This is a genomic window from Prochlorococcus sp. MIT 1300, from assembly GCF_034092375.1.
GTDB lineage: Bacteria > Cyanobacteriota > Cyanobacteriia > PCC-6307 > Cyanobiaceae > MIT-1300.
In genome coordinates this window covers 301,609-327,165 of sequence record NZ_CP139302.1, presented here as the reverse complement: position 1 = coordinate 327,165, position 25,557 = coordinate 301,609, and the positions used below count along the sequence as shown (strand labels likewise).

26 protein-coding genes and 1 tRNA gene are annotated in these 25,557 nt (G+C 39.2%); 8 read left to right on the top strand and 19 right to left on the bottom strand.

Features of this window, described 5'->3' with window-relative positions; genetic code table 11:
• Positions 1–79: 79 nt before the first annotated feature.
• From SOI83_RS01675 to SOI83_RS01665, 3 genes are read right to left on the bottom strand one after another with little or no spacing between them, the layout of a single operon-like run.
• On the bottom strand, positions 80–406 hold the full coding sequence (locus SOI83_RS01675) for a TMEM165/GDT1 family protein (protein ID WP_320676882.1): 327 nt from the start codon (positions 404–406) through the stop codon (positions 80–82).
• A gap of 2 nt (positions 407–408) precedes the next feature.
• Complete coding sequence (locus tag SOI83_RS01670; RefSeq protein WP_320676881.1) at positions 409–774, bottom strand: TMEM165/GDT1 family protein; 366 nt, start codon at positions 772–774, stop codon at positions 409–411.
• Entirely contained in the window at positions 771–1,133 is a 363-nt protein-coding gene (locus SOI83_RS01665) for a YkgJ family cysteine cluster protein (RefSeq protein ID WP_320676880.1), read from the bottom strand. Before SOI83_RS01665 ends, SOI83_RS01670 begins: the two co-directional genes overlap by 4 nt.
• Before the next feature lie 135 nt (positions 1,134–1,268).
• On the opposite strand from SOI83_RS01665, the gene psb30 reads away from it, so the two are divergent.
• Positions 1,269–1,388, top strand: coding sequence for a photosystem II reaction center protein Ycf12/Psb30 (gene psb30 / locus SOI83_RS01660; protein ID WP_320676879.1), 120 nt, complete (start codon positions 1,269–1,271; stop codon positions 1,386–1,388).
• A 122-nt stretch (positions 1,389–1,510) separates the two neighbouring features.
• On the opposite strand, the gene recJ is transcribed toward psb30, so the two are convergent.
• Positions 1,511–3,421, bottom strand: a complete 1,911-nt coding sequence (gene recJ, locus SOI83_RS01655; protein ID WP_320676878.1) for a single-stranded-DNA-specific exonuclease RecJ — start codon at positions 3,419–3,421, stop codon at positions 1,511–1,513.
• Positions 3,422–3,484: 63 nt separating this feature from the next.
• Here recJ and SOI83_RS01650 point away from each other — a divergent pair, with 63 nt between their 5' ends.
• Both SOI83_RS01650 and SOI83_RS01645 read left to right on the top strand, forming a co-directional pair.
• Complete coding sequence (locus tag SOI83_RS01650; protein ID WP_320676877.1) at positions 3,485–4,243, top strand: HAD-IA family hydrolase; 759 nt, start codon at positions 3,485–3,487, stop codon at positions 4,241–4,243.
• Positions 4,240–4,569, top strand: a complete 330-nt coding sequence (locus SOI83_RS01645; protein ID WP_320676876.1) for a DUF565 domain-containing protein — start codon at positions 4,240–4,242, stop codon at positions 4,567–4,569. The genes SOI83_RS01650 and SOI83_RS01645 overlap by 4 nt, the downstream gene beginning before the upstream one ends.
• 126 nt (positions 4,570–4,695) lie before the next feature.
• On the opposite strand, the gene rpmF is transcribed toward SOI83_RS01645, so the two are convergent.
• The gene (gene rpmF / locus SOI83_RS01640; RefSeq protein WP_320677578.1) at positions 4,696–4,872 is read right to left on the bottom strand and encodes a 50S ribosomal protein L32; all 177 of its coding nucleotides are present in this window, start codon (positions 4,870–4,872) and stop codon (positions 4,696–4,698) included.
• A gap of 196 nt (positions 4,873–5,068) precedes the next feature.
• Between rpmF and ftsH the strand changes: the two genes are divergently transcribed.
• Together ftsH and SOI83_RS01630 are read left to right on the top strand one after the other, a co-directional pair.
• Positions 5,069–6,802, top strand: coding sequence for an ATP-dependent zinc metalloprotease FtsH (gene ftsH / locus SOI83_RS01635; protein ID WP_320676875.1), 1,734 nt, complete (start codon positions 5,069–5,071; stop codon positions 6,800–6,802).
• Positions 6,803–6,870: 68 nt separating this feature from the next.
• Complete coding sequence (locus SOI83_RS01630; protein ID WP_320676874.1) at positions 6,871–9,651, top strand: UPF0182 family protein; 2,781 nt, start codon at positions 6,871–6,873, stop codon at positions 9,649–9,651.
• A 63-nt stretch (positions 9,652–9,714) separates the two neighbouring features.
• On the opposite strand, the gene SOI83_RS01625 is transcribed toward SOI83_RS01630, so the two are convergent.
• Positions 9,715–10,317 carry a peroxiredoxin gene (locus SOI83_RS01625; protein ID WP_320676873.1) on the bottom strand — a complete coding sequence of 201 codons (603 nt, stop codon included), beginning with the start codon at positions 10,315–10,317 and terminating at the stop codon, positions 9,715–9,717.
• 167 nt (positions 10,318–10,484) lie between these two features.
• Between SOI83_RS01625 and SOI83_RS01620 the strand changes: the two genes are divergently transcribed.
• Complete coding sequence (locus SOI83_RS01620) at positions 10,485–10,754, top strand: hypothetical protein (protein WP_320676872.1); 270 nt, start codon at positions 10,485–10,487, stop codon at positions 10,752–10,754.
• Positions 10,755–11,016: 262 nt separating this feature from the next.
• Here the strand turns inward: SOI83_RS01620 and SOI83_RS01615 are convergent.
• The 5 genes from SOI83_RS01615 to SOI83_RS01595 all read right to left on the bottom strand — a co-directional run bounded on the left by SOI83_RS01615 (position 11,017) and on the right by SOI83_RS01595 (position 13,569).
• Positions 11,017–11,090, bottom strand: a tRNA-Met gene (locus SOI83_RS01615).
• Between the two features lie 217 nt (positions 11,091–11,307).
• Entirely contained in the window at positions 11,308–11,796 is a 489-nt protein-coding gene (locus tag SOI83_RS01610) for a tRNA (cytidine(34)-2'-O)-methyltransferase (RefSeq protein ID WP_320676871.1), read from the bottom strand.
• Between the two features lie 17 nt (positions 11,797–11,813).
• Complete coding sequence (locus tag SOI83_RS01605; RefSeq protein WP_320676870.1) at positions 11,814–12,368, bottom strand: bifunctional adenosylcobinamide kinase/adenosylcobinamide-phosphate guanylyltransferase; 555 nt, start codon at positions 12,366–12,368, stop codon at positions 11,814–11,816.
• 74 nt (positions 12,369–12,442) lie between these two features.
• Complete coding sequence (gene psb32, locus SOI83_RS01600) at positions 12,443–13,120, bottom strand: photosystem II repair protein Psb32 (protein ID WP_320676868.1); 678 nt, start codon at positions 13,118–13,120, stop codon at positions 12,443–12,445.
• 29 nt (positions 13,121–13,149) lie between these two features.
• Positions 13,150–13,569 (bottom strand): tellurite resistance TerB family protein, encoded by a 420-nt coding sequence (locus tag SOI83_RS01595; protein WP_320676867.1) that lies wholly within the window; start codon positions 13,567–13,569, stop codon positions 13,150–13,152.
• A 33-nt stretch (positions 13,570–13,602) separates the two neighbouring features.
• Here SOI83_RS01595 and SOI83_RS01590 point away from each other — a divergent pair, with 33 nt between their 5' ends.
• Positions 13,603–14,232, top strand: a complete 630-nt coding sequence (locus SOI83_RS01590; protein WP_320676866.1) for a cofactor assembly of complex C subunit B — start codon at positions 13,603–13,605, stop codon at positions 14,230–14,232.
• A gap of 16 nt (positions 14,233–14,248) precedes the next feature.
• Here SOI83_RS01590 and lptC read toward each other — a convergent pair whose 3' ends face one another.
• The 4 genes from lptC to rpsR form a co-directional block, all read right to left on the bottom strand.
• A complete protein-coding gene (lptC, locus tag SOI83_RS01585; RefSeq protein WP_320676864.1) occupies positions 14,249–14,692 on the bottom strand; it encodes an LPS export ABC transporter periplasmic protein LptC in 444 nt (147 codons plus the stop codon).
• Positions 14,682–16,226 (bottom strand): methionine--tRNA ligase, encoded by a 1,545-nt coding sequence (gene metG / locus SOI83_RS01580; RefSeq protein ID WP_320676862.1) that lies wholly within the window; start codon positions 16,224–16,226, stop codon positions 14,682–14,684. The genes lptC and metG overlap by 11 nt, the downstream gene beginning before the upstream one ends.
• Positions 16,227–16,326: 100 nt before the next feature.
• Positions 16,327–17,643, bottom strand: a complete 1,317-nt coding sequence (locus SOI83_RS01575; RefSeq protein WP_320676860.1) for a ribonuclease catalytic domain-containing protein — start codon at positions 17,641–17,643, stop codon at positions 16,327–16,329.
• Between the two features lie 38 nt (positions 17,644–17,681).
• Positions 17,682–17,903 (bottom strand): 30S ribosomal protein S18, encoded by a 222-nt coding sequence (gene rpsR / locus SOI83_RS01570; RefSeq protein WP_320676859.1) that lies wholly within the window; start codon positions 17,901–17,903, stop codon positions 17,682–17,684.
• A gap of 349 nt (positions 17,904–18,252) precedes the next feature.
• Here rpsR and pheT point away from each other — a divergent pair, with 349 nt between their 5' ends.
• Positions 18,253–20,706: a phenylalanine--tRNA ligase subunit beta gene (pheT, locus tag SOI83_RS01565; protein WP_320676858.1), complete on the top strand. Its 2,454-nt coding sequence runs from the start codon at positions 18,253–18,255 to the stop codon at positions 20,704–20,706.
• On the opposite strand, the gene rlmD is transcribed toward pheT, so the two are convergent.
• From rlmD to SOI83_RS01545, 4 genes are all read right to left on the bottom strand, one after another.
• Positions 20,703–22,079, bottom strand: a complete 1,377-nt coding sequence (gene rlmD / locus SOI83_RS01560) for a 23S rRNA (uracil(1939)-C(5))-methyltransferase RlmD (RefSeq protein WP_320676856.1) — start codon at positions 22,077–22,079, stop codon at positions 20,703–20,705. The genes pheT and rlmD overlap by 4 nt on opposite strands.
• Positions 22,080–22,778: 699 nt before the next feature.
• Positions 22,779–23,822 carry a ribbon-helix-helix protein, CopG family gene (locus SOI83_RS01555; RefSeq protein WP_320676854.1) on the bottom strand — a complete coding sequence of 348 codons (1,044 nt, stop codon included), beginning with the start codon at positions 23,820–23,822 and terminating at the stop codon, positions 22,779–22,781.
• A gap of 320 nt (positions 23,823–24,142) precedes the next feature.
• Positions 24,143–25,000 carry an ATP adenylyltransferase gene (locus tag SOI83_RS01550; RefSeq protein ID WP_320676853.1) on the bottom strand — a complete coding sequence of 286 codons (858 nt, stop codon included), beginning with the start codon at positions 24,998–25,000 and terminating at the stop codon, positions 24,143–24,145.
• Between the two features lie 92 nt (positions 25,001–25,092).
• Positions 25,093–25,485, bottom strand: a complete 393-nt coding sequence (locus tag SOI83_RS01545) for a DUF2237 domain-containing protein (RefSeq protein ID WP_320676852.1) — start codon at positions 25,483–25,485, stop codon at positions 25,093–25,095.
• Positions 25,486–25,557 lie beyond the last annotated feature (72 nt).

Genomic DNA, 25,557 nt, shown 5'->3' with positions numbered 1-25,557 from the left:
TCTGAGGCATCTGTGCTACTAGTTCAGGAGGTCTCTGTGGTTACCTCCTACCAGTGTTTATACAGATGTTCTAGCCAATTTAAGCGTCAGTAGTCTCATTTCCATCAATTTCTTGCTGGAGAGAACTTTTTATCTTGAAGGTTGGGAGCAATAATCTCACCCCAATTGTCAAAAAGCCTAAGGATGCCAATAGCTTTAGGTAATCAGTAGGAATCAACTCTGCGATTGACCCTCCTGCCAGGGCTCCTAATAAACTCGCGAGGACTAAGGCAGATGCTGAACCAAAAAATACTGCGCCAGGCCTATTAGATGTTCCACTGAGGGCAACAGTCGCAAGCTGTGTCTTGTCTCCTAATTCAGCTAGAAAAACTGTAAAAAATGTAGATACTAGTAGTGAAAGAGTCATTATCAGGCTGTTTGAAAGTGTATGAATAGTGAATTAAGAGATCCAATTCCTATCCATAGTCCAAGTCCTAACATCATTAGACCAGCCATGGCTTCAAATCTTTCTGGAGCAAGTATCTTTGTTAACCACTGACCCAACAAGACCCCCACAAGACTAGATGAAATCAGTGCTAATGCAGCTCCACAAAAAACTGTAACTGGTTTTCCCGACTGAGCCGAAAGAAGAAGAGTTGCTAATTGAGTCTTGTCACCGATTTCAGCAATGAAGACTGTTGTAAAGGTAGTTAATGCGACAACAAGGAATCCCTTGGAATCATCATTTTCATCTGAGCTCTGTGCAGTTGTTTTTGAATCAAGGTTGTCAGTCATTTGGGCTTAGAGGAACGGAGGGCTTTTTCGAATTGCTTTTTGATAACGCTTCTTCCCCCATAGACTGAATTTATTTGATCTCTGCAGCATTTGATAGCAAATGCCTCTGCGGAATCTTCTGGTATATCAAAGAGAATTGACAGATTCGAAACCCTACAAAAATCAGGTCGCTCAGAATATATAGAACAGGATTTGGTAGAGAGGTTGTAATGACGGCACCACCCATCCTCACCAACCATATCTAGGTATTTGGCAAGTTGGGTTTCTGAGAGGACCTTTAGTGCCTCATGGCGTTCTAGAGGTTCAATCCTGCAACAGGCTCCGCATCCTTTAATGCATTTCCAGTTCTGGTTCTTCATGGCATATGGCCAAAGCTGTGACAACGCGTCACATTGGTGGGCATGAACCTCACAATTATTGTCTAAGTTCTTTTAGCTTAGGCAATGGAGTGTCGCAGACACTAGTAAACTCAACTTACTAATCCAAATCAACTCATGGGCAACCTCATACCTCTTGCAGCCGTTGTGCTTGCAGGGCCAGCCATCATTGCTCTTATCTTCTACAGAATTGGAACTCCTGCAGTAGATCATCTAGCTCTAATGGGTAAGGAGTAATCCTCGTCTTACAAACTTTTTCTAAAAAGTTCCATCTAGACCAATTATTAAAGCCCGAGTAGTGATTTCGAATCACTACTCGGGCTTTAATGATTGATTTCGTAGTAAATAATCAACTGAATTTATAACCTTACACCTAGTGCTATTGAAGCATCAATAAACAGGCTTCTGATATATGAGCCCTGTTTATTATATTCAATATTTCCTATATCACCATGGTTGGATACCTTGGCCCTTGCTTCCTCACCATTTTTATTTATGATTGAAATAATATTTTTTTCTTTAAGACAGCATTTATATAATCTATCTCCTCTAGCAATTATTGATGTCGTTAGATGAGGTCTAAGATCTACAATTTCTAGTTGAAAACTTGACCTGCCCTGCCAATTATTCAAATTTATCTTAAAAGCAATATCAACATTATCTGCTATGACTGTAGTACGAGATGAGTTAAACTCAATCGCAGTCTTAATATGGTTATCTTGCTTTAAAGTTAAGCTTAAGTGCCTTGAACTAAATAACTTCTTTTTAACAACAGTACAATTACTGGCCCAAAAAAGTGGTTGCGGATTACCGATCCCAAAAGGCTCAAGATCTTCAATCTCTTTCCAAAGAGGCCAATCTATATCCTTTAGTCTAATTAAAACTTCTGGTGTAATAGATCTTGAGGGATTCATTTCTCGCTTATAATGTTTATCTGAAAAGTTTATAAGACCTTTATGTAGTGAAGCCAGTTTAGAGGGGCTAACACTAAAACCTGCAGCTGCTGGATGACCGCCATACTTTATAAGATCAGTTGAACATGTGTCAAGAGCATCCGGTAGAGAAAACCCCTCAGGAGCCCTTGCTGACCCTTGAAAGATCCCTTTACTATTCGCGGTTAGAATTGCAGTGGGCCGATCGAAGCGTTCCATAATTCTTGATGCAACAATACCTATAACACCTTGGTGCCAATGGTTTTGAGCGATGAGTATGAAGGAGGGAATTTCTTCTCGATCTGCTTCAATTAGTGCTAGTACCTCAGCTTCTATACCCTCGCAAAGATTTCTCCTAAGTCTATTTAACTTGTCACACTCTCTGGCTAGATTGTATGCTGTTTTCTCACTTTTAGCCGTAAGCAGGTCAATAATTAGGCTCGGTTCACCTAATCTCCCAACTGCGTTTATTCTTGGTGCTAGTTTAAATCCAATATCACTTGCTCGTATTGAATTCTTGTCTAATCCACTAATTTCAACCAGTGATCGCAGGCCTATACACTGACTTTTATTAATGGAAGCTAAGCCTTTCTTTAGGTAATACCTATTTGCTCCTATTAGAGGCGCCATATCAGCGATGGTACCAATGCAAAATAAATCTCTATAGCTGTTGGTGGATACTTTGCTATTTACAAACTTATAGAGAGATAAGGTAATGATAAAAGCTAGGCCTACACCGGCCAATGATCTATAAGGTGAATCCTTAGGTGTTGTAGAAGGATGAATTAACGCTAGTACAGGAGGAAGTGAGTTTGGGATAGTATGATGATCAGACAATATGATTTCTATTGATAGTTCTCTTGCAAGAAGAATCGCTTCTATTGCACTAACACCATTGTCTACCGTAATAATTAATTTAATATCTTTAGAAGCCACTTCTCTTACCATTCTTTCTGAGAGGCCATAGCCATCATCAAGTCGATTAGGTATTAGAGGTATTGGTTCGCACCCTAGAGCGCCCAAACTATTAAGTAGTAATGATGTACTTGTCATTCCGTCGGCATCGTAATCCCCACAAATAGCGATTTTTTCCTTGTCCTTACAGGCTATCTGTATTCTTTCTAGAGCAACTTTTAGATCTGGAAAGTCGTTTACAGGGTCCCTTGGTTCTTTGGATTTAAAGAAATTTTTGACTTCAAGCTCATCCTTGAAGCCCCTACGACTTAAAAGAGCCCTAAGGCAAGGGGAGATGGTTAGCTCTGGCAACGGGTCTGTCCCTACGTCGGTAGGGACAGACCATGATGCAGGGATATATTTGGAGAAGGCTAGTTGCGACATTTAGTTTTCCTCCTCTAAAGCCTCATATGAATTTAAAGGTCTTTTGCTAGTTATTAGTGTTTTATGCCTGAGCTAAAAACTGTTTTTTGGGACTTAGATGGGACTCTCGCTGATACAGAGATTCATGGTCATCGAGTGGCATTTAATAAAGCGTTTTTGGAAGCTGGGCTGGATTGGCATTGGGATCCTGACACCTATTGCAAACTCTTGGGAATCGGGGGCGGGCTGAATCGTATAAGGGCGTTTGCAAGCAGTCTCTTGGTGGATTTAAGTGAGAATGAAATTTTGGAGATACATCTATGCAAGCAAGACATATATACTAAAATCTTATCTAATGGACAAATTAGACTTAGGCCTGGAGTTAAAAGACTAACTACTGAACTTTGCGAGAATGGTGTTAACCAATGGATTGTTACTACAAGTAGTAATACAGCTGTTCAAGCTTTTATGGAGACAAACTTTGGGAAAGCGAGGAATCCCTTTGATGGCTTTGTCTGTGGTGATGAAGTAAGGCTAAAAAAACCATCACCTGAAGCTTATCTTTTGGCAATAGAAAAAAGTAAATCTAAAGTTTCCGACATAGTAGTTATTGAGGATTCACGAATAGGAATGTGTGCGGCAATTGAGGCAAATTTAATTTGTTTAATTACATTGCCTGCTTGGAATAATGGCTCCTATAAGGAATTGGAATTGGCAAACTCTATAGTCAATCATCTAGGACAGGAAAGCAACCTTTGTTCCGTATTGAAAGGTCCCCCTTGCCATGGAGGGCAAATCACGCTGGAGTATTTACGACAATTACTTGAAGTGACACCAAAATGAGTCTTCAAAAAACTCGTTTTGATAAATTTCAGAAATATACCGGTGGCTATTTTTCCCAATCCTTTTTTGGGTCCTGGAGGAAGCGTAGTCTCGGGTTGATTTCTTTACTAGTCGGCTTTCTGGTTGCTAGTGAACTTGGGATAGGAAAAGAAATTCTCGGAAGGCCATTGATTTCATTAGTTATGGTCGTTTCTGTGGAGGTTCTTGTGAGGCTAAGGACAAGGGTACGTACCCAGCCATGGCCTATGTCCTGGCTCGCCTTGGATAATTTCCGTATTGGTGCTGTATATGCTGTAGTTCTGGAAGCATTCAAGCTTGGTTCTTAAACATCCAAATTTGTTGCTGGGTTTAGGGACTTTTGTTTTTTTGGGTACAAAGCCTCCCCCAACTAGTTCCAAATAGGCTTATCACATCCACTTTGTAAAGCCTAAAGCAAGCGCCTCCCAGGAGTCCTAGTCCTCACTTTCCTCGGCTTCATCCATTGGGTATACAAATCCCTGTGCTCTTCCACTTAGGACAGACTTCCCAATAGATAGAGCCTTTTGAGCAGCTGTTGCAGCCTTGGCCTTCCATACGGCGTGTCTCTGGTTGCGTTTGCTTTTTGAGGTTTTTTTCTTCGGTACAGCCATCTCAGGCGGGTTTTTGAATATATCCATACCATCATCCATCCTTATGACGCCTATCGTCAAATGGCTAGTCTTTAAAATGAACAACTACAGTCATAGGAATCTCCTATAAACCTGCTGCGATGATTACCTTAAATTAATTTGAGCTCTGTTCAAATAAGAACTTTCTAGTCCAAACAGACATCTCTTTCTATATAAAATGAATCCCCTGAGCTATAGCCAATTAATTTCAAACATCAGCTCTGGTGAAGTTAAGTCCCTTTTACTAATCCCCAAACGGAGACAAGTTATTGTCACACTAAATAATGGAAGTAAGGAAATAGTTTCAATACTGCCTGATGATCAACAGATACTTGAAGTGGCAAAAATATCGAATGTCCCGCTTGAAGTTAAGGATGTCAGGGAAGAAGAAGCAATGGCAGGAATGTTAGGAAATTTGGGGTTGGTTGTCATTGTTGTTCTTGGTCTTTCTTTCCTGCTTAGGAGGTCTGCACAAGCTGCTAATAGGGCGATGGGCTTTACCAGAACTGACGCAAGATTAAAGCCCCTAACTTCAATAGATATTAGGTTTGAGGATGTAGAGGGAATAGATGATGCCAAATTAGAATTGGAAGAGGTAATAACCTTTCTCCGACACCCTGAAACTTTTACGAAATTGGGCGCAAAAATACCCAAAGGAGTCCTTCTAGTCGGACTCCCAGGTACAGGAAAAACACTTTTAGCAAAAGCTATAGCTGGAGAAGCAGGTGTTCCTTTCTTTTCTATAGCAGGCTCAGAGTTTGTAGAATTATTTGTAGGAGTTGGAGCTAGTAGAGTTCGAGATATGTTTAAGAAGGCTAAGGAAAAATCGCCTTGCCTTATATTTATTGATGAAATTGATTCTGTTGGTAGACAAAGAGGAGCCGGTATAGGAGGAGGTAATGATGAGCGTGAACAAACCCTGAATCAATTGCTTACAGAAATGGATGGCTTTGCAGATAATTCCGGGGTGATAGTTCTTGCAGCTACTAATAGAGCTGACGTTCTAGATACAGCATTAATGCGACCAGGTCGTTTTGATCGAACAATATTCGTTAATCTTCCTGATAAAAAAGGTAGAGAAGGGATATTGTCTGTTCATGCTAGAAGTAGACCTTTAGCAGATGAAGTAAGACTAAGTGATTGGGCACTTCGGACTCCAGGATTTTCCGGCGCTCAATTATCTAACCTTCTTAACGAGGCCGCAATACTTACTGCTAGAGAAAATAAAACCCAGATAACTAATAAGCAAATAGAGTTTGCTCTAGAGAGGATCACACTGGGATTAGCTTCTCCACCGCTGCAGGATGATTCAAAAAAGAGGTTAATTGCTTATCATGAAATAGGCCATGCATTGGTCGCGGCACATATGCCTCATGCTGACAAAGTAGATAAAGTTTCAATTCTTCCAAGGACTGGGGGTATAGGTGGCTTTACAAGGTTTTGGCCCGATGAGGAAGCAATAGATTCTGGTTTGTTCTCTAAAAATTATCTCTTCGCTCGTTTAGTAGTTGCCCTTGGTGGGAGAGCTGCAGAACTAATTGTTTTTGGACCTAACGAAATTACCCAAGGTGCAAGTAGTGACCTACAAAATGTGTCCTCAATTGCTAGAGAGATGGTTACAAAGTTTGGATTTTCGCCCCTTGGGCCAATTGCCCTTGAAACAGGGAACAAACAAGTATTCCTTGGGAAAAACCTAATACAGACAAAACCTACATATGCCGATTCAACTGGCAAGGTCATTGATGAACAAGTCCGAACCCTTGCCAACACAGCCATGCTGAAAGCTGTAGGGATTTTGGAATCCCAACGAGAAGTTATGGATAAACTTGTAGATGTATTAATTGTTGAGGAAACACTTAATGCGGAACAGTTCAGAAGACTGGCAGAATTAGAGCATATGCCTCAGAATTAAGTTTACAGCTCATATTCGTTTGCCAGGATGCCCCTTCTTGAACGTTCAAAAAGAACCTCATTATAGATATGAAAAGACGCCTTATTGGGATCATATATTTTGCTCTCGGCCTGGTATTAACAATCTTTTTGGCAAGAGCTCATATTGAATGGGTTTGGTTTCATCAATTTAACCTAGAGGTTGTTTACATTAAAACCTTAGCCTTCCAACTTATTGGTTTTTCTCTAGGTGCAATACTTTCTTTTGTCAGTTACCACTGGCTTAAAAGGTGGAACAAACTTGACCGTTATAAAAAACCTAATTTATCTGAAATAGCATTTAAAGGCTGGAAGTATTCTTTGGTCTTAGTATTATTTCTCTTGATAATTACAACACAACTATTCCTGCTTTCAAGACTTTCGATAACAGCCATTTATGACCCTTTTAATGTCACCTCGTGGTTTTCCAGGCCCTTAGGTAATGTCTTTAATACCTATATTATTATCTCATTTCTAATCCTGAGCATTTATCTTTTATTTAGAAGTGATATTGGATCTCGAATCGTTAATCAAATTGGCTTTTTACTTTTTAGTTTTATTGTTTCAAGGTCTTGGGGTTTGTGGTCTATTTCGTTGGCCATTCCCCAATCAGGTTTGGTTGAACCGGTAAACAATTCAGACATAAGTTTTGCCCTAGGTAAATTTCCAGCAATAACCTTTGGTCTACTTTTAGTTTTAATAGTTTCAATATTGACTGCAAGCTGTGCCTATTGGAGTCATCTTACTAAAAGGCCTAGGTTATCAGAATGGAACTCTTCAATGTTAACTCCATCTCAGAAGATGTATTTAAGGCCATTAGTTATTATAATTATTTTTTGCTCTGCTTCACTTCTATGGCTTTCTAGACATCAACTTCTTTGGGCCCAGGATGGAATTGTTCCTGGTGCTGGCTGGCTAGATTTAAATCTAATACACCCTGTAAGAACTTCTGCCTCCGTAGCTTTATTTTTAGTCGCATTATTATTGATTCCGATAAAATCCTTCCCATATAGAAGGATTCTTCGTATTTTCCTGGCGGCTCTATTGTTGGTTCTTGGTGTTGTTGAAATATTTATCGCTCCGTTTATACAATGGATATTTGTGAGGCCTAGAGAATTAACATTAGAAACACCATACTTTGTAAGAGCAATTAGTTCAACTAGAAAAGCTTTCCAACTGGATTCGATTTCAACTAGACTACTTAACCCTCAACCTAGATTAACTAAAAAAGACGTTGAAGAGGCCTCTAATACATTGAAGAACATAAGGCTATGGGACAGTCAGCCATTATTAGCTACAAATAGACAACTTCAACAATTAAGAGTGTATTATCAATTTTCAAATGCTGCAGTAGATAGATACAAGCTGAAGAAAGGTTCAGATGAATTGCAGCAAGTAATGATTACAGCTAGAGAATTAGATCAGGAAATACTTCCAGATAGTTCAAGAACCTGGCTAAATAGGCATTTTGTATTCACTCACGGTTATGGATTTACACTTAGCCCAGTTAATACTAAAGCAGAGGATGGGCTACCTGATTATTTTATAAGTGATTTGGGTGAATCCACCCGCATAGAAGGCAGTAAGTCCCTGGAGATTGAGAAAGAGGACGTTTCAAACTCCATTCCTATAGGAAGAGCTGCATTATATTTTGGCATGCTGCCTTCCCCCTATGCTATAGCACCTACAAATTTAGAAGAGCTAGATTACCCAGAAGGAGATAAGAATATTTTTAATCATTATGCAGGTTCAGCGGGAGTATCCTTATCATCACCTTTAACAAGGTTTGCTGCAGCAATATATTTAAGTGAACCACGTATATTAACTACAGGCGTTATAAATAAAGACTCAAAATTACTAATTAAACGGGAAGTTAGACAAAGAATCAAGGCTTTAGCCCCTTTTATATCGATAATGGGTGACCCATACCTTATATCAGTATCAATTGATAAAACTAATCAAGGATATCAAGATTCACAATATCAGTATTGGATTGTTGAAGGTTTTACTACATCACGAACTTATCCCTACTCATCTAGTCTGCCTGATGGAAATCCTCTAAGGTATATTCGGAATTCTGTTAAGGCCGTTGTAGATGCCTATAGCGGTAAAGTTTATCTATATATAACTGAACCAGATGATCCTTTGATTAAGGGTTGGAACAAAATTTTCCCAGAATTGTTTCTACCTGTTAGTAAAATGCCAAAAAATATAAGAAAGCATCTAAAAGTTCCGACAGAATTGTTTGATATACAGGTTCAGCAACTTCTTCGATATCATGTAAAGGATCCAAGAACTTTTTACAGCGGAGATGATATTTGGCAAGTACCAGTAGAGCTTTATGGCAAAAAACAAGTTCCTGTAGAGCCTTATCACATTACGGCCCAGCTTGGCCCAAATGAAGGGTCGGAGTTCTTGCTACTGCAACCCCTTTCTCCACTAGCAAGACCTAATCTTTCGGCCTGGTTGGCCGCTAGGAATGACGGAGACAATTATGGGAAATTGGTTTTACTAAGGTTCCCTAGTCAAACAACAATCTTTGGACCAGAGCAGATTCAGGCTCTTATTAATCAAAATCCAGAAATTAGTCAGCAATTTAGTCTTTGGGATAGAGCAGGTTCAGAAGTAATTCAAGGTAATCTTCTTGTATTACCAATAGGACGATCACTATTATATGTTGAACCAGTTTATCTAAAGGCAAGCCAAGGAGGCTTACCTACACTGACAAGAATTGTTGTAAGTGATGGCAAAAGGATTGTGATGGCTAAAAGCCTTTCAGAAGGTATAAAATCCTTGCTAAATAAGCCGTTTAATGAATCCTCAAAACAATAAAGGGATAAGACTAATTAGCCTTATCCCTTTTTGAATCTTTTTTTGTTTTGTATCTTCGTTGAATTAATCTATCTTCGAGAAGAACTCCTTACTACCAACAGGATCTGGTTTCATTGTTTGTTCACCTGGAGTCCAGTTTGCTGGACAAACCTCATCGGGATGAGACTGTACATATTGAAAGGCTTGAAGGATTCTCAGCGTTTCATCAACATTTCTACCAACAGGCAGATTATTTATTGTTGAGTGCATAATTAATCCTTCTCTATCAATAATAAATAGCCCTCGAAGTGCTACTCCTTCTTGATCTTCTAAAACATTATATGCTGTTGAAATTTCTTTCTTCAAATCAGCAACAAGTGGATAGTTAATATCTCCGATACCACCTTGGTTCCTTGGGGTCTGTATCCAAGCTAGATGGCTAAATTGACTATCGACCGAAACACCGATAACCTCTGTGTTTTTGCTTGAGAAATCAGAATAACGATCACTAAAGGCTGTGATCTCAGTTGGACATACAAAAGTAAAGTCGAGAGGGTAGAAGAAAAGGACTACATATTTGCCTCTGTATTGAGACAAACTAATTTCTTTAAATTCCTGATCAATTACTGCAGTGGCGGTGAAATCGGGCGCCTGTTGGCCCACACGAAGGCAGCCGTTTGCGGTCATGAAAGGGGAGCGATGGAGTGGATGGTGATAATTACGACTTGAATAGCAAGAAGCCAATTAGTCCCATTAACCATAAAACTTATCATGACAATGGCTTTATGAGTGAACTTTTAGAATGAGCTAACGAGCTAGCCACTAGCTCATGCTCCCTTAAGCGAAGGTGACCGATGAAATGGGATGAAGCTCTTCTAAGAAAGTTCAGTAGTACCGGACACTTTCGCTTGTTAAACCAAGTGAGAACTGAACTTAAGGCTCAGCCAATTAGCCGTGATCCAGAGACAAAAAAGCTCACAGTGCAAGTAAAACCCTTTAAGGGAGTCGCCATGCGTGTAAATAGACGACCTAATGCCCTAGAAGGTAAAGAGAATGAGGATTTACAGCAAGAGGAAGGTCCTTCTTCCTTTCGAGATAGGCTCAATTCAATTGAATTGTGTTAAGTGATTTAAACAGCAAATTAAACAGTTCTTTTAGTATCGGTAGTTAATCAAAAACATTAGATTGCTTTTGGTTGGCCATTATAGTTGTTTATAGTTTAATTAATTTAGTTCAATTTAAGGATGGTACGGCCACCTATTATCAGGTTAATTAAATATTAATAGACCCTTTATAGCAGTTAGTGGTAGAGGTTGGTTGGGAGTTTTGGAAAATTTTATGGCTAATAGAAATAGTTGAACTTTTATCCTTCTATAGTTTAGGAAATGTCTCGGGGGAGACTTGAACTCCCGACCTCAGGGTTATGAATCCTGTGCTCTAACCAGCTGAGCTACCGAGACAATGCATGGATCATAACAACCCACTTCCCAAAGCCACTTGCTTTGCTGGTTTGGCAGGTATATGGAGTGGCCTATATGGCTAAAGCTTGAGGTTTGGACCGACCCGTATGTCAGAAATTTAATCAGAAAAATAGTTGGATCAAAGATCTAAAAAATCGGTCACCTCCACTTTTTTTATTAGGTGGAACCAGTTACAGGAACAAAATAGAGAATATGCTCAATTATTTATTAACTCAAGTTGAGTACATGCTTGATATGCAACTAGAGCGCATGCTACGGAAAGGTTTAAGCTTCTTACTCCTGATTTACCCAAATCATCTATCGACCCCGGCATTGGTATTGAGATAATTAAATCACATCTTTTTCTAAGTACTGGAGGAATACCTGTATCCTCTCTCCCAAAAAGTAATACATCTCCTTTAGTAAATTTCACCTCATTTAAGGAGAGGCCGCCAAACTTACTAGTGCCCAGTACTCTTTGATTGGAGTTAAGTGTTCTCTCAAAAGTAGATATATTTTCGTGGACCATAACATTGACAAGGTGCCAATAATCTAGACCTGCCCTTTTTAGATATTTGTCATCGAGACTAAACCCAAGGGGCCTAATTAAATGTAGCGGCAATCTGAAGGCTGCACAGGTTCTGGCTATATTTCCTGTATTAGGTGGAATTTGTGGTTCATGAAGCACAATTGAGAGAGGATCCATAACATTAGTCTAATAAGTTAAATTTTAATGCTTATATCATTTAAGTTTATAGCTCTACCCTGAACAACAAGCCATGTTGTAGATGCAATTGAACTCAATTCCTGTGAAAAGGAACCGAGTCTATCTCTGAATAAATTGCCAATATGTGTTGGTGGGCTTACTCCCCAACCAGTCTCTTCGGAAACAACTACTGATTTAGCGGTTCGTTGAGTTATGAGCTTTAGTAAATAGCTTTTTTGTGTGTACCATTCAAAATCATTTGATTCAATATGGCTTGCCACAAATCCACCTAAGGAATCAATTATGATTGGTTCGGATAAACTAATATTCGCGAGAGTTAAAGGGAGATTGATATTGCATTCATGCAATGTCCATGTTTTGGGGCGGCGTGATTGATGGATTTTTATCCGTTTGGAAATATCCCTGTCTTTCTTATCAATTTCTAATGTGGCTAGATAGTGAACAGATCTTTGCTTTGATTTTAATACTATTTTCTCTGCCCATAAGCTCTTCCCCCCTCTGGTGGGTCCTGTAACTAAAATTAAATCAGGACTGACATTTTTAATGTTCACCTTTGGAGCTTATTGATGAATAGTACGCTTAACCTGATAATTTCATGCTTATTTCATAATCAATCATGAAGAAGCTATCGTGAGAAAAACCACCATGTAGCCATTGGCACAATAGTTCCGATAACAAGTAAGCCTACGACCCAGATAATTGCGTTGCTGTTTTCGGTCTGATTTCGAGTGGGTACATTTGAGGGCAATGCTTGGGCTTCTTTGGGGGGACCAGGGTCCTCTCCACCATTGAGAACGATTTCTAGCCTATTAATTCCATCTACAGAGGCTTTTCTATAGCGTTGGCCCTCTTTTAACGGGGTACTAATCGTTGTTCTAGCTGTACTTCTGAGCAATGAATCGGGTAGTTGCTTCTTTAACTGCTCGTCAGAGAGGACTGCTGTTTGATTTGTTTGCGCATCAATTAGAATTAACAAAAGAGGTTTGTTTTCAAGTAATGAACCTGAAGTCCAATTTTTTATAAGTCCCTCACCAAAACCTGAAAGCGTAGTTCCATAGTCAAGGCTTCTGAGGGTTATGAGTCGAGCATCTAGGCGATCACCCCCTAAATCTAAAAGTCTTTTTTCGATCTCTCCCTTAGTCGAACGACTAAGGACATTAGCCGAGTCATAAACCTGTTTATCGGGCCTATCACTAGGGAAGTCGTTTGGAGATAGAGCATAGGAAGGCAATATAAATACCACTAGGCTTATCAATAGGGCTAGAGCCGTGGTAGTTAATTTTGATAGGGATTGGATCCTCATCTCAACAAAGGAATTTCCTCTAGTTTGCTTCATCTGGAAAGAGTGTCTCGGTTTAGTGCCACAATCGATAGCAAAATCATATTTGCATGCTCTCTGGGCAAGGAAACCTGGGTTATCAAGTGCTCAAGGAATTCCTCCTCTGGTGGAGAGACCACACCGTCCGCATGCAACAAGTGTGCTGACACAGCAAGAACACTCTCCTGTTGATCAAACGAAAGCCGAGTTATCGCCTCGGCAACTAATACTTCTGTAGCGGTACTCCTCAGTCTTGACAAAATGCTGTCGAACAACGCTGCCATTTCAAGTTTTGTCATTTCAGAAAATGGGTGTCTCAGTTCAAGCTGTTCACGTAGCGAATGAGCCTCCCCAGGTGTCAATACGCCGTCACTAGCAACAGCCGCTAGTAAGACTGTTACAAAGGCTTCAATCTGTTTAGATGGGGTATCCATTAGCGTTTTACAAATAATTGAAGTCTTACTTTCTTGATTTTGCCAATGAATGGAGCAGCTCGCATAACACTTGTTTCAGGAATTGTTGTATTGGCGCTGGCAATATTTAATTGGTTTGACGGAGAGACTATTACCCCAGGCTTCCAGCGTGCAGAAGTCCTAGCGGGACTTTCAGGAGTTGGACTAATGCTTGTATCGATACTTTGGAGTGAAGTAAATCCTCAGAAATCATTACCGGAGGAGATTGATGGCAATCAAGGTTTTCAAATTCTTGAATCACTACCTCTTAATCAGAGGACTGAACTTGCCTGGGGGAGTCAGCTGATCCTTACAGCTACACCTGCTGCTTCAATATTGGTGTATTGGCAAGGATCAGTAATTCTGCATAGAGGAATTTTGGGTGATGGTAAATTTGAAGTAGGAGAGATTTGCTCTTTGGCCAGCAAAAAAGGGCAATTTATATCACTAGTAAATACGGCATTATATCCTGGTAAAAGTGAATTTGATTCTGTGGCAAAGGGGTTGCCCTCAATTATCGTATGTCCATTAGATAAAGCGGGATTCTTAATCGTTGGTGGCTGGTCTAAGAGATGTTTTTCTAAGTCTGATGAGACATGGATTGAAGGTTGGTCACGAAAATTGGTTGATACACTGATTGATTAGGTAAATGGACAATTTACTATTCATAAGGTATATGTAGTGTGGGTCTGTGTTCTATAACTATAAGCGAATTACTTGGTGTCCATTTCATACTTTTCCCCAATATTACTGCTTTGTTATTGGTTAACTGTTTAAGTCTTACTTCACCCTCTAACAATAGAATCTCTCCATCATTTATTATTGTTGCGAGTTTTGCCTTGATTGATATATAAGGTTTGTCATCCTGATAAATGATTCCTGAGGGATCTATTGCTTTTATCAATCTTATTCCATGTTGATATCTTGCTTTTGGACTTTTAAGCGACCAGTCCATAACACCACTTTGTTTTTGACTCCTCAGATTAAGAGAATTGAATACTAAAGGGGGGCTGGAGGTTGGATTTGAATTTGGAGAAAATCGGCACGAACTTAGTAGGAAGCAAAATACCAATGGCAAGAATTTGTAAAACGATTCAGGATTCATTTTGCAATTCAAGTTTCTGCATAACTGGGATTGGTTTGGAAAGTTGCTCTTTAGTCCTAAGTAGTCCCCATCTTAGTGATTGTGTCCAATGGGTGTCGTCAATAACGAAATTAAGCTGAGCTAATATCCGATGGCTTAATTGAGGTAAAAGTGGATTAAGCATAACTCCTACGATTCTAGTAGCTTCTAAAACACAATATATATCTTTAGCGACTTCGTTAGCATTAGCCTTATCTTTTATTTTTGCCCAGGGTTCTTTTTCATTAAGGTAAATATTTGCTAGAGTAGCTATATTCAATATCAATTCAGCAGATCTTGAAATCTGGAGGGTGGACATAGTTGTTCTATACTCATCAATAATCTTAGATAATTGTTCATTTAGTGGATGATATGCTATTTCCTCATGGTTGATAGTTGGGGTTTGATTATTGAACCATTTTATTGACATTGATATAGTACGGTTAAGAAGATTTCCTATCGTATTTGAAAGGTCGTTGTTTATAAGCTCTACAAATCGCTGTTCCTGAAAGTCTCCATCATGCCCGAATTGGAAGTCTTTTAATAGATACCAGCGCACGGCATCTTGACCATATTTATGGTAAAGCTCATTCGGATCAAGAACATTTCCAAGAGATTTACCCATTTTTTGCCCTTCACGGGTTAAAAAACCATGTCCAAACACCTGTGCTGGTAAAGGTAAGCCAGCTGATATAAGCATTGCCGGCCAATAGACGGCATGGAATCGCAGAATGTCTTTACCTATAACATGCACAGATGCTGGCCAGCCATGACTTTTCAATTGATTCAAAGTAATATTCTCACCAGACGGATTTAATGCTGACAAATATCCTATTAATGCATCAAACCATACATAGAATGTATGTTGCTTGTAACCAGGAACCTCTATTCCCCATGGAAGATCTACCCTTGAAATGGAAAAATCTCTTAAGCCTTTCTTTACAAAGTTTTCAATTTCATTTTTTCGCGATTTGGGAAGAATAAAGCCTTCTTTACTAATAAGTTGTTCGATTTGTGACTGATATTTAGAGAGTCTAAAAAATAGGTTCTCCTCGTCTCGCCATTCTAGTTTCCTATTATGAATCGGACAGATAGGTTCTTCGGAATTACTTTCCACATCTTTGTATTCTTCGCATCCAACACAATACCAACCCTGCTGTCTTCCAATATAGATATCGCCTGATGCCTCTACTATTTTGAAAAATGATTCTACAATTGGCTTGTGCAAATTGTCAGTGGTTCGAACAAATCTATCATAGGAAATATCCCATAGATGCCATAATTCCTTATATTTTGTACAAATAATATCGCAATGTTCCTTGGGCGTAAGATTCTTTGATTCAGCTGTTCTTAATATTTTCTGACCATGTTCATCGACCCCGGTTATAAAGATTACTTCATTACCTTCTAATCGATGAAAACGTGAAATGGTGTCACAGGCGAGAGTTGTATAAAGACTACCTAAATGAGGCTTGTCATTAACATAGTAGAGTGGAGTTGTAATTGTGAATTTCATTTCAATTAGAACTTTTGGCTGAGGACCTGACGAGGGCTTGAGAATATTCCTTGAAGGAGTAAAACTGCATTAGAAATCGCTAGTGGTGTTTCCTATAGAATTATTCATTAACAAGATAGATTTTGAAGGTCTTGTCGTCAATAGAATCAACTCTTATTTTAAGTAGGGAACCTGGCGGAAGATCTCGTACACCTTTAATTTTAGAAGGCAGGTCCATCGCAAGGGATGTTATGTGAACTAGTGCGATTCCCTCGTTTGGACGAAGCCATCTAAGGAATTGTGCACTATAGTGATTTGCAGAGGAATTCTTAAACCATAAATATCTTGAATAATATTGGTCTTCTCTTGTTATGGCTAAGGACTGCTTAGAAGCTGCAGACAATTCGTCTATCAGTGATAGTATATCTTCGTCGGAATATTGTGGTCTACCCGTGCTGAATGAGATAATCTGTCTCTGTATAATTAAATCACTGTAGCGTCGAATAGGGGAGGTCGCCTGGACATAAGCATCCAAACCCATACTAAAATGTGGGGAGGGTTTTATACCACTTATACCCTTTGTCATGTTAGTTCTTATGGTTGTATTTCTTACTGGACCTTCAGGCAAGTTAATAAGTGAGGAATTTGGAGGTAATTCGAATCTGCTCTGACTTCTAAACGGCACTGTTAGTTGATTAGCTATACAATGTTGTGCAACTACTGTTCCATACAAAATCATCGCTTCTGAGACCAGACTTCTTGCAACTGATGGTTCTAGAATTTCAACTGTTAGCTTATTATTTTTCGCCCGAAATCGACCTATAGGTTGTTCAAGCTGTATAGCAGACTGACTTAGTCGCCAGTTTAATCTTACTTTAAGTAATTTGGATAGAACTGCAAGATCTATTTCTTCAGTTGGAGCAAAGTCTATCAACTCATCTGCATCCTTATACGTAAGTCTATACTTTGGCTTGATAAACGTTCGTTCTATACGATATTTAATTACTTCACCCGACTCGTCTAAATGTACTCCTGCACTCATAGCTGGACATTTTCTGCCTGCATTAAGGCTTAAAACCGATTTTGCTATAACCTCGGGATATATGGATATTACCTTGTCAGTGAGGTAGACACTGATTGCTCGTTTACGAGCCTCTAAATCTAATGGAGTATCAATGCCTATATACCTACTTGGATCGGCTATGTGAATCCAGATCCATTGTTGATTGCCTATAGTCTGTAATGAGATTGCGTCATCTATTTCAAAAGCGTCATCATCGTCAATTGTGTACGTGACTAAATGAGTTAGATCCAGGCGGTCACTGTCAAGATTGAGAAGGTCTTTATGGTCTTCTGCTAAGGATGCGGCCTGGGTAAGAGCTTCTTTGGGGAAACTATTAGGGAGTTCTGCTCCTATATCGGGTGTATGGCAAACCACTCTAATGAATATTCCTTGTGATCTCTAGGTAAGCGAGGTCATCCTTCTGGGTTTACGAAAGGAAGTAAAGCTACTATGCGGGCCCTTTTGACGGCGGTTGTTAAATCCCTTTGTTGTTTTGCAGTCAGTCCAGTCAACCGTCTTGGAAGAATCTTACCTCTATCAGTTATGAACTTCTTAAGAAGATCTACATCCTTATAGTCGATTGGCTCACCTGGTTTGATAGGGGATAAGCGCTTTTTGAAGAATGAATTGGACATTTTTACGAACGGTGGATTTTGACGTGGTCTTTTGGTCAATTCCTCTCAATAAGAGAATTGACATGAGGATGTCCGGTCAGACCTGCTTGATCTCCAGCCGTTAGGGAGTCTTCCTGAGCTGCTATGGGTGTGTGGGGTACACAGCTCTTAACAGCATCTGGCGGGAATGGACCGGCCTTTAGAGCGACTTGTGTGCATCACTCTATCCGGACGCCCTCTTGATTGATTTAAGTAGAGCGTTACGCCGCTTAAGCGAATTGAAATCACAACAATAGATCGTACTAGCAAGGCCCCTCGATGATCAAATGATGGTCATGTAACTAGGATCTCAACTAACACAAGTTGATCTATGCGGGTTTCAATCTCCTGGCTAAAGGATCTTGTACAGGTTGCTCAAACCGTAGATGAGCTATCTGAAAGTCTGTCGATGGCAGGTTTTGAGGTAGAGGCTATAGAGGACCTTTCCCTTTCAGCTAAGGGTGTAGTAGTTGGGTTTGTTGAGTCTCGGGAAGCTCATCCAGATGCAGACAAATTAAGTGTCTGCAAGGTCAATGTTGGTGACACAGAGGCTCTTCAGATCGTCTGTGGAGCCAAAAATGTTCGAGAAGGAATCCATGTCCCAGTTGCAGTGGTTGGGACTTCTCTACCCGCTGTAAATATAAAAATAAAAGAAAGCGAACTAAGAGGTGTCAGAAGTTCGGGAATGATCTGCTCACTGAGTGAACTTGGGCTTTCTGACTCATCGGAAGGAATAGCAATACTTGAGGATCATTCGAATGAGCTGCCAGGCTTAGGTGCAAGCGTTTCAGAAATATTTGGGCTCAATGATCAGATCCTGGATTTGGCGATCACAGCTAATAGGCCTGACGGCATGTCAATGATGGGAATAGCAAGAGAGGTAGGAGCTCTCACAAATTCAAAATTAAATTTTCCAACGCAGAATAATATTATAGAGTGCTGTGAATTTAAAGCTGATAGTCTAACTAGTAGTTTTATAAAAGAATCAGGATTATATGCTGCCACTAATATTAAAGATATAAATACTAGTTGTAAAACTCCACTAACAATTAGTAGAAGGTTATTAAGATCAGGTATAAAGTCAGTGAATCTAATAGTTGATATCTGCAATTATGTAATGTTAGAGCAGGGTCAGCCACTGCATGCTTTTGATGCCTTGGCTTTGGAAAAAATAGCAGGTAAAACCGTTTCTGCAAATGACTTTGGACAACGTAAAGCTTACAAAGGTGAGGAATTTATTGGCCTTGACGGGAAATCATATGCTTTAGATACTGATTCTCATTTGGTAACTTGTTGTGATGTACCAGTAGCAATAGCAGGAGTTTTAGGAAGTCAGGATAGTGCTGTGACAAGTAAGACTTCTGAAATATGGTTAGAGTCAGCAATTTTCACATCGGAGTCCGTAAGAAAATCATCGCGCGCTGTTGGACTCCGAACAGAATCAAGTAGTCGTTTTGAAAAAGGTATTCCTCTCAATCAAACGATATCTTCGGCTCATAGGGCCGTAGAACTGCTAAAGGGAATAACAACAGTAGGTGATACTAAAACTTGGTTCAACGGAATTAAATATCTTGATCAACCCAAGGTAATTCTTCGTAGATCTGCAATTCATAATTTGCTAGGCCCATTGGAAAATATAGGATCAGTAGTACATTACATAGGCGATAAGGAAATTCGACAAGTATTAGAATCACTTGGCTGTGTATTAATTGATAATGAAAAGGGTTGGGTAGTTTCTATTCCGCCTTTCAGAGATAAAGATCTTACAAGGGAGGTCGATCTGATTGAGGAAATTGCAAGATTAATAGGATACGATAAATTCAAATCAGATCTACCAAACCCGATTAAGCCAGGAGGACTATCAGTTACTCAGCTCGCAGAAAGAATGTTTAGAAGAAAACTTTGCGCTATAGGAGTTCAGGAAATAACAACCCTTTCTCTCGTTGGAGAGGGGAGCTTAAACGAAAACAGAATAGGGGTATCTAATCCACTTTTGGCTGAAACAAGTTTCTTAAGGACAAATCTATATGAAGAACATTTAAAAATAGTGAAACGAAACTTAGATTCTGGTCAAACGTCAAATTGGATTTATGAGATAGGTAAAATTTACTCTCCGAAAGATACTATTGGAGTTGAAGAAAAGCAGGTATTAGGAGGTCTGATTTCTGGAAAACGACGAATGGAGAAATGGTCTCAACAGGATAAGAATCCAAGTCTGAATTATTATGAAGCTAGGGGTATACTTCAGGAAGTTTTTCTTTCTATGAAGTTACAAGTAACTGACAAGCTGTTATCAACAAATTCAATATTGCACCCTGGAAGATCGGCTTCAATAAAACTTGAAGGAAGAGATGTGGGCTTTTTTGGCCAAATACATCCAAACCTCTCTAGAAATTACGATATGCCAACAATTTCCTATATATTTGAACTTGACTTCTCTAGCCTGTTAGTAGCAGCTACGAGAACAAATAATTGGGTAACTACATATAAAGATTTCTCTATAATGCCAGCAATGGAAAGAGACATATCTATTATCCTAGACATTGACTGCCCCTCTATGGATGTCTATTCTGTAATAAAAAAGGCTGGTAAAAGTCTTTTAGAGAAAGTTGAGCTTATAGATACCTATGAAGGAAAAGAATTAGGAACTGGTAAATGTAGTAAGACCTTCCGGCTTACTTATAGAGATAAGAAGCTGACTCTGACGGAAAAAGATATATATCCTTTGCACGAGAAAATCATAAATTCAGTAATCAAGACTTTTAATGCTGTAATACGTACTTAATTCCTGTTTAGAAAAACTAAACATTCGACATGTGTAGTTTGTGGGAAAAAATCAATTGGTTGGATCTTCTCAATCTTGTAGGTACCATAATCTTCTCCTACTAGGAGACTTAAGTCCCTTGAGAGGGTTGATGGGGAACAGCTCAAATATGCAATATGGAGTGGTTTCTTTAGAAGTATTGCATCTATTAGTTTTGAACCTAGCCCTTTTCTTGGTGGATCTAATACCAGAGAATGAGATTTAGACATTAGGTCCTTCAACCGATTATTAACATCTATACATTCGAAATCTACATTTACTAAATTATTTAGGCTGGCGTTTAGTCGAGCGCATTCAACAGAATGAACATTTGACTCTAAGCCAATAACTTTAAAACCATTGGCTGCTAAGGGTAAGCTTATAGTACCAATGCCAGAGTATGCATCTATAATTTCTTTTACATTTTTTTGAACAAACCATTCAATTATCATTCTTACAGCCTCTTGAGCCTCCAGAGTATTAACTTGGAAAAATGATTGTCCAGAAAGAAGAAATTGAAGATTAGAAAAGTTTTCAGTTAGGAATCGTTCGCCAGCTAAGTGGAAATTTTTTTTGCCAAATATAACGTTTGTATTCATAGACTGAATATTTAGACCCACACCAACAACTGTATTGTATTTGTCAACCCAGTAAAAGCCTAACTTTTTAAGATTGCTTATATTATATGAACTCGCAACTAGTGTAATAATAATTCGACTAGTATTCTCAGCGAGTCTAAAACATATATGTTTTAGTTTCGTACCAACAAGGAGTGAATTAGTAGTATTACTTCGTTGATCTCGCAAGTCAGATATTACCTGGAAGAGGAGTTTCTCTAGTACTGGATGTAATACTGGGCATTCTTTAATGTTAACAATTTTATGAGATCTTGGTTGAAAATAACCAATGTCATAATCTGATTTAGAGTATTCATTAATTGGAAGAATAGCCCTATTCCTGTAACCATAAGAACAAGTTCTAACCCTTTTAACTAATGGCATTTGCCAATTTATTCCTCCAATTCTTGAAAAGACCTCACTTACCATATTTTTCTTATAGCTTATTTCAAAATCGTCCGTTAAATGTTGTAGATTGCAGCCACCACAATACTTAGCATGCCGACACATTTCTTTTTGACGGCCTTCCGAGGAAGATAACCTTTTTATGGTTTTACCAATCCAACGTGACCCACGAGTGTATTCAAGTTGGACAATCGCTCTTTCGCCTGGGATTAAATTATTTGAGGCAATAATAATCTTTTTGTAGGTGCAGATCCCTTTACCGTCTGAATCAATATCTCTGCAAACAACCTCCAATTTCATACCCGCCTTCAATTTCTCATCTAAGAATTTCATTATTTCGTTACCCTCATTTGGGTTCGCTTGAAGCTTTAATGCAAGTCTAATTGTACGCAGGTAAGACTCGTATCGAGTCTTATAGTGAGTCTTATTATATGCAGGCAAGACTCGTGTTAGGGCGTATAGCGAGTCTCGTTCGGGAATGGGTAGACGACTCGCGGTTCACCTGTTGCCAGGTTCTTGGGCCATTGAAAAATCAATTTTTAAATGAGATGCATCTACCCCCTACTAATCGCGGCCTCTGAAAAGACCATATTGCATCCATAAAGCCCATGTTTTAATTTCCCTCTCGTTATCTTCGAGTCAGAAATAGACTTATTAGTGAGTACCTGCCTTAGAGACAGGTACTCACTAATAAATACACAGTGATAGCAACAGATATATCAACTATCAAAATTTTTGGACATGTATTGGACAAAGACAACTTTTGCTTTTCTTTATTTTAATTCTCATGGACCAATAAAGGCTCATTGCCAAGTCAATAAAATTCGAATTTTTATTGTTTCATGAGCCTAATTTTGATCGCAAAATGAGACTTAGAAATTGTCTTATATGCGACTTCTGCGAATAATCCGTATTCATTGCAGACTCCTAGTCATGGGCAGCTTTATAACTGCTTCAGTTGAATTCCTTTTATAGGTATTATAATAGTCTCATGATTGGACTTGTGACGAGTCCAATATGAGACTGATTAGTTTATTTTCGGTATAGGTCTTTCAGTAATTGATAAGCTTCATTTAATCGCCTCATTTCCTCTGTAGAACCACCAGCGTCAGGGTGACTTTTCAAAGCCTTGGCCTTATAAGAATCACGTATAAGGCAAAGAGTGAGCGAAGCCCCTGCAGTAGTTGGCAGATCTAGTAGCTTCAAAGCCCCATGGACGGTCATAGTGGATTCAAGTGTTTGAAAAGAAGTCACAGTTTTACTTCTCTTAAATCTGTTAACGAATCGCTTAATTAATGTTGGAATTCTTTTGGCAAGTGAATCACTTGCGAACGGGTCTTCCAAGATCCCCGCGAGAACAATAATATTTTCAAAGACTGGTGGCCGTGATCCCCACTCAGTAAAGTATTTATTCATTAATTGATTTGCAATGCTCCATGTAAAAGCCCTTCCTTGTGTTTCATCTAGTTGATCCCATATATCCCGAGCTAGCCAAATCATTGCTGCTTCAACGACCCTATCTCCAGGAGCTTGTCCATAAATATTGATCCAATGCGATTTTGCAATAACAAGGCTATTAAGAACATCTTTCTCCCTAACAATGGGGACAACAGAATCTTCTTTGTAAGTGTTTTCAACAATTCTTGGTGATAGGCTCTGTTTTAAATTATCTGTTTTTCTTCTAACAAAACCTGGAAGATCAATACCACCATCACTGGATGCTCCTAATCCCTTTCGAGCCTTTGATTCGATTGGCCTTTGGAAAGTTGATATTTCTTCTAACGTCTCACCAAAGTTTGTTTTTTTACCTATAAGAACTAAAGCTTGATTCTCATCATATTTTGGATCTGTAACTTCCTCAGTGACGGTATTAAAAACTAATTCTCCTTGCTCTTTGCTCTCATTGGTAATCTCATCGATTGTTTCATTCGGAAGTATCTCCTCTAGTAACCTCCGAAGTACAGCCCCTCTTCCTCTCAGACCCCACTCACGCTTTAACTCATCAAAGCGCTCAACAAGGTGACTAGGCAAGTCCACGGATATCCTTCGGGTTACCTCCTCTTCTGCCCCAGCCACATTTACGTTACTGCTACCACAAGCCTAGTTCCCAAAGTCCACACTATTGATTCAAATACGCGAGTATTAGGAAGTCTTTTCTTAAACCATGTTAATTCCCCATTTTTGTTCAACCAGAATTGACCCAACAAGCAGGCGTCTTTCCATTTTGAACAGAAGACTTGAAATGCTTCGACTTTTCCGTGATGCCCTTGAAAGCAGATTAGCCGCAATGGATGCGTCAATTTCAACCCTGGAAACCCAAATCAACAGATTTGACAAGAGCGAAGACTAACTGAATTAATTGGACTACCGATATTCCAAGGATAAAAGGACGAGGACTAGTAAGAAACAACGCTTTCTATTAGGGATGTAGGACCATGTTTTTGCAGCCATTCTATATCTGAATCTTCTGTGGATAACAAATAACCCGCAAAACCTAATCCATTTATACTGAAACCATAAGCACCCTCTTTTCGTCGTTTAATTACAGCAATCCATCTTGGAGTAATCAATAAATTATATGGTGTCCTTGGTGCCTCATCTCTCATAGGGTCTCCTATCGACATTGCAGTTACCAATTCACAATATTTCTGCATAAGTATTATCCCCTCTTGTTGGTTACTTGTTGGTTCTCTCTGAATAACAAGGCATGATCTGTCCAGGACGGTTTCATCCTTTTTATTTTTGATACGATCAATAAACCAGTCTTCCCGCGGACATATCATTTCCCCACTAGCCCTTCGGAGCAACTGAAGGTGACGATGAGGCTGACTAGCTCCAGCATTTGATGAACTGTTGAAAAACCACAGCCCACTAGTATCATAATCAATCTTCGCTATTGCATTCCAATCTTCAATAGAGATCCATCCATTTTGTGGTTCCCAGCGTTTTGTTATTAAAAGCATATGGCCCTTGTGTACAGGATATTTATTAAGTATTAGTACATGTTCTTTGGAAACACATTCTATTTCTAATCTTTTATCCCATGGGCGAAATGGGTTGATCTTTGGTCCAGCAGCATTTAAATGGGCGGGAGTTGGGACTGAGAGTGAACGCAACTCAAAATCATTACCCGGATTATTCGTTAGTGTTTCTACTTTTGTTCTTAGATGTACTAAAGCTCCATTCTCAAGAGCTTGGTTAGTTCTTATCAGAGCCTTTCGCCAATATGAATCTTTATTGGCATCGTCCGTCATTTAACTAATGAGATTAGGGCGGTGTTTTTAACGATCATAACGAGCTGCCTAAATTTTATTTGAAAATGATGCCAATCAAATAGGCAACAATTCTAGTTTGTAATTTGTAATGCATACTTTTCTAAAATTTCTAGCGGGACGATCTTAAGCGCACTCATCTCGGTTGAAGCAAGAACTACTAATGGAGCCACACCGTCTTCATAAGCTTCTTTCCATCGAGAGGCGCAAAGGCACCATCTCTCACCTGCTTTAAGACCAGGAAAGTCGTTCAAGATTGACACGGTTGTCAAATCATTCCCCTGAGCCTTGCTATAGCGAAGAAAAGACTCGGTCATTTCACAACAGATGGTATGCGAGCCAAAATCCGAGCTGTCAGTTCGACATGTTCCATCTCTAAACCAACCCGTTATGGGTTTACAAGAGCAAATTTCCAAAGGTTGTCCGTAAACGTTTAAAGAGCTTTCTAGAACTGGGTTTTCGAGCATAATGGCGGGGTTAGCGGTGCTTCAATCTCACAACTTAGTGCCACATTGTGTACATAGAAGGTTGACGAATGC